This is a genomic window from Mesorhizobium sp. M7A.F.Ca.ET.027.02.1.1 (assembly GCF_004022985.1).
Taxonomy (GTDB): Bacteria; Pseudomonadota; Alphaproteobacteria; order Rhizobiales; family Rhizobiaceae; genus Mesorhizobium.
The window spans coordinates 1-4,414 of the sequence record NZ_RZOL01000471.1 but is presented as its reverse complement, the minus strand read 5'-3'; the positions used below and the strand labels follow the sequence as shown (position 1 = coordinate 4,414).

The window sequence follows — 4,414 nt, the reverse complement described above, 5'->3', positions numbered from 1 at the left end:
GCCTGGCGCCGGTCGCCGATCTCGATGGCGCCGGGGGCGGCGGCCAAAATAGCGGCGCGGATCGTTTCCGGCACTTCGGAGCGCGGATTGTCGTCGGTGACGATGACAACATCTGCAAGCCGCGTCGCAATCTCGCCCATGATCGGTCTTTTTCCCCGGTCGCGGTCGCCGCCGCAGCCGAACACGACGATGACGCGGCCGGTCGTGAATGGGCGCACCGAGGCCAGCACGTTTTCCAGCGCGTCGGGCTTGTGGGCATAATCGACATAGACCGGCGCGCCATTGCCGGTGGTGCCGACGAGGTCGAGCCGGCCCGGCGCGCACTTCAATTTCTCCAACGCCAGCAAGGCCTTGGCGACAGGTGTTCCCGTGGAAATGGCAAGACCCGCCGAAACCAGCGCGTTCGAAATCTGGAAATCACCGGCCAGCGGCAGGTCGATCTCGTAGAGCATGCCATCGGCCTCGACCTCGGCCCGCTGGCGATGGCGTTCATGCTCAACCCGCTTCAGCCTGAGGAAATCGCCATGGCGGCCAACCGTCAGCACTTCGAGCCTGGCGGCCCGCGCCGCCTGAAAAGTCGGTGCCGACCATGGATCGTCGGCGAAGATGACGGCCGGTGCGCCTTTCGGCAGCAGCGCGTCGAACAGGCGCAATTTGGCGCGGTGATAGTCCTCGATGGTCGGATGATAGTCCATATGGTCGCGGCCGAGATTGGTGAAGCCGCCGGCCGCCAGCCTCACGCCGTCGAGACGGCGCTGGTCGAGCCCATGGCTGGAGGCTTCCATCGAGGCGTGGGTGACGCCGGCATCCGCCAATTCCCGCAGCAATTGATGCAGGGCGACTGGATCGGGCGTCGTCAGCGAGCCATAGTCGTTGCGCCCAGGCGCCACTACGCCAGTGGTGCCGATCGAAGCGGCGGCATAACCGGACTGCTCCCAGATCTGCCTGGTGAAAGCCGCGACCGAAGTCTTGCCGCTGGTGCCGGTCACCGCGACCATTATCTCAGGCTGCTTGCCGAAATAGCGGGCCGCACTCAGCGCCAACGCCAGGCGCGGATCGTCGACTGCCAATACCGGGACCGACAGCCCGGCAACGGTGCTGCCCTTGCCCGCTACGATCGCGGCCGCACCGCGCGCGGCGGCGTCGGCGGCATAAACGGCACCGTCGGCCTTGGTTCCCGCGAGCGCAAAGAAGACAACACCCGCTTTTACCTGGCGGGAATCCGAAGAAATCCCTGTAACCTCCAGATCGACGGAAGCTATTCCCTCGACGGGCAGGATACCGGCTAGATCTCTGAGCTTCATCGAGTCCCGTTCACCGCAACAAAATAGCGCGCTGTTGCCGGCGCGCCCTAAGAATCACTGATAGGAAACCAGCGTTGCACCATTTTCATGGCTGAAATCTGGCTTCACGCCAAGCATGGCAGCTGAACGCCTGATGATATTGCCGGCCATAACCCCCGCATTTGCGGCCGCGACATCCGTCATGCCCGGCTTTTCAGGGTGCGGGGCATCGGCAATGGTAAACACCAGATACTGCGGATCGTCCATCGGGAAGGCGGCGACGAAAGTGTTGAAATTCAAGTCCTTGGAGTAGCGGCCATTGACGACCTTCTCGGCCGTTCCGGTCTTGCCACCAACGCGGTAGCCGGGGACTCTGGCGTTTCGGGCAGAGCCCTTCTCGGCATTGAGCGAATAGAGGTAGCGCATGCCTTCGACGGTCTTTTCGCTCACCACTTTCTTGGCGGTGGCCATCGCTTCCGCCTGCGTACGCACCAAAAAGGTAGGGTTCATCAGGAAGCCGCCATTCATCAACGCCGCGCAGCCCACAGCCGCTTGCAGCGGCGTCGTCGACACGCCATGGCCGAAGGCGATGGTGAATGAATTCACCTGTTTCCAGACCTTCGGTTCAGTCGGACGGGCAGTCTCCGGCAATTCGGTCTGCATCCTGTCCAGAAGGCCAAGGCGATGCAGGAATTCGCGATGGCCCTCGATGCCGACCATCTCGGCTTCCCTGGCCGATCCGATGTTGGACGAATAGAGGAACACCTCCGGCAACGACAGCACACGGTTCTTGCCGTGGAAATCGTGAATGGCCTGATGGCCGACCCGGATTGGATGCGAAGCATCGAAGCGGCTCGCCATCGTCGCCTTGCCGGAATCGAGCGCCATGGCTGAGGTGAAGCTCTTGAAGGTCGAGCCCATCTCGTAGAGGCCCGCCGACATGCGATTCAGCCGGTCCTTGTCCTGTGCATTGTAGGGATTGTTCGGATCGAAATCCGGCACCGAGGCCATGGCCACCACTTCGCCGGTCTTGACGTTGAGCACGACGGCGCCGGCGCCCATGGCACGATAGCGCTCCAGGCCGGCGGCGATCTCGTCGCGCACCACATGCTGCACGCGCAGATCGATCGAAAGCTTTACCGGCTTGAGATCCTTGGCAATGGCAAGGCCCGATGCCTGCAGGTCGCTCAAGCCTTGCTCGTCGACATATTTCTCCATTCCGGAGATGCCCTGGTTGTCGATGTTGGTGAGGCCGACAATGTAGGACGAGGTCTCGCCGCTCGGATAGAAGCGGCGCTTTTCGGTACGGAAGCCGAAACCGGGAATGCCGAGCTGCATGATGTCGGACTGTTGCTTGGGCGTCAGCTGCCGCTGCAGCCAGACGAAACCGGCGCCGCTCTTCAGCTTATGGTAGGTCTGCTCATAGTCGATGTCCGGAAGCACCGTCGACAGCTTCTCGATCGCCTCGTCGGCGTCGACAATGCGGCGCGGTTCTGCAAACAGCGACGCCGTCTTGATATCCGTGGCCAGCACTTCGCCGTTGCGGTCGACGATGTCGGGCCGCGATGCCGTCACCCGGCTCTGCGGACCGCCCGACATGTCGGGGGTCTGGAAGCCGAGATAGACCAGCCGCCCTGATATGGTCGAGAAGATACCGAAGAACACCGCCATCGTCATGACGATGCGCGTCCTGCCCTTGCCGCCGGTCGCCTTGCGGGCGCCCTCGACGACGATCGATCCATCTTCACTCGTCCTGGCGCGACGCTTCAGCAGTTTGCCGATCATTGGGCGATGCCTCCGGTCACGACGGGATCCTTACTGTCCGAAGGCGCTTGGTCGGAATTGTCGGCCATACCACCCTGGCGTCCGTTCAGGATGTCCTGGATGTCCAGGGATTTGGCCGGCAGGTCGCCGATGCCGCCTATCTGGCGGGCGCTGACCGGCTCGAGTTCGAGCTGCGACTTGTAGAGTTCAGCCAGCTTCTGCAGCCGCGACGGCTGGGTAAGCAGGCTCCAGTCGGCTTTGAGCAGGTCGATCGTATCCTCCTCATAGCGTATCTGCGCATGGATCTTCTGCACCGCGGCCAATTGTTCCTCGGCCTCGCGCTTGGCCTTGTAGGTAAGGGCCGCGACCGCAACCATGACGGCGATCAGGACAATGTCGCTGGTACGAAACACTTAGCTACCTCTCCCCCGGCCGGCCTGTGCCGGGAAGTGTTGGGCCGGGAAGCTTTGGAAGGCCGAAAATCGAAAAATCGCTGCTGCGCGCCGACGCATCCGTGCGGATTGCCGCGCGCAGCCTGGCCGAACGGGCGCGCGGATTGGCCGCCACCTCGGCGTCGCCGGCAGTCACTCCGCCGCCCGCCTTGCGAAACGTCGCGGTGCGGGCATGCGCCTCGGGCAAATGCCGCGAGCCGGTCGCAACATCGGCCCGGTCGGCGATGAAACGCTTGACGATGCGGTCTTCCAGCGAATGGAAGGTGACCACGGCGAGCCGTCCGCCCGGCTTCAGCGCGCGTTCGGCCGCGAACAGGGCCTTGGCCAGTTCGCCAAGCTCGTCATTGACGAAGATGCGCAGCGCCTGGAAGACGCGCGTCGCCGGATGGATCTTGTCCTTCGGCGCCCGGCCGATATGCGTCTCGATGGCGTCGGCCAGCTCCAGCGTGCGCTCGAACGGGCGCTTTTCGCGGCGAGCCTCGATCATGCGGGCAATGCGTCCGGCGTGGCGCTCCTCGCCGAGGAAGCCGAAGATACGGGCAAGGTCGCCTGGCTTGAAGGAATTGACCACGTCGGCGGCACTCAAACCAGCCTGCGCCATGCGCATGTCGAGCGGCCCGTCGGCGCGGAACGAAAACCCGCGCTCCGCCTGGTCGAGCTGCATCGAGGACACGCCAATGTCGAGCACGACGCCGTCGGCGCTCTCGACATGTTCGTCCAGCGTCGAGAACGGCGCCTGCACCAGCCGCAGCCGGCCGCCCGACTGCACTTCCAGATCGCGCCCGGCCGCAATGGCATCCGGATCGCGGTCGATCGCCACCACGGAAGCGCCCGTCGCCAGAATGGCCCTGGTGTAGCCGCCGGCGCCGAACGTGCCGTCGATGATGAGGTCGCCCTGCGCCGGCGCCAGTGCTT

The 4,414-nt window shown here is 63.9% G+C and carries 4 protein-coding genes; all 4 read right to left on the bottom strand.

All coding sequences use genetic code 11. The annotated features are described in order from the left end of the window. On the bottom strand, window positions 1-1,304 hold a 1,304-nt coding region (locus EN749_RS31475; protein WP_128364618.1), incomplete at its 3' end, for a UDP-N-acetylmuramoyl-L-alanyl-D-glutamate--2,6-diaminopimelate ligase. A 54-nt stretch (window positions 1,305-1,358) separates the two neighbouring features. Next, window positions 1,359-3,068, bottom strand: a complete 1,710-nt coding sequence (locus EN749_RS31470) for a penicillin-binding protein 2 (RefSeq protein WP_027034944.1) — start codon at window positions 3,066-3,068, stop codon at window positions 1,359-1,361. After that, window positions 3,065-3,460 (bottom strand): hypothetical protein, encoded by a 396-nt coding sequence (locus EN749_RS31465; protein WP_128364617.1) that lies wholly within the window; start codon window positions 3,458-3,460, stop codon window positions 3,065-3,067. The genes EN749_RS31470 and EN749_RS31465 overlap by 4 nt, the downstream gene beginning before the upstream one ends. Before the next feature lie 4 nt (window positions 3,461-3,464). Beyond that, the coding region (gene rsmH / locus EN749_RS31460) for a 16S rRNA (cytosine(1402)-N(4))-methyltransferase RsmH (protein WP_128364616.1) at window positions 3,465-4,414 on the bottom strand (950 nt) is incomplete at its 5' end.

Bases quoted from the DNA above. Each gene is read 5' to 3' on its own strand.
- EN749_RS31470 (WP_027034944.1), bottom strand. From the start codon at position 3,068: ATGATCGGCAAACTGCTGAAGCGTCGCGCCAGGACGAGTGAAGATGGA.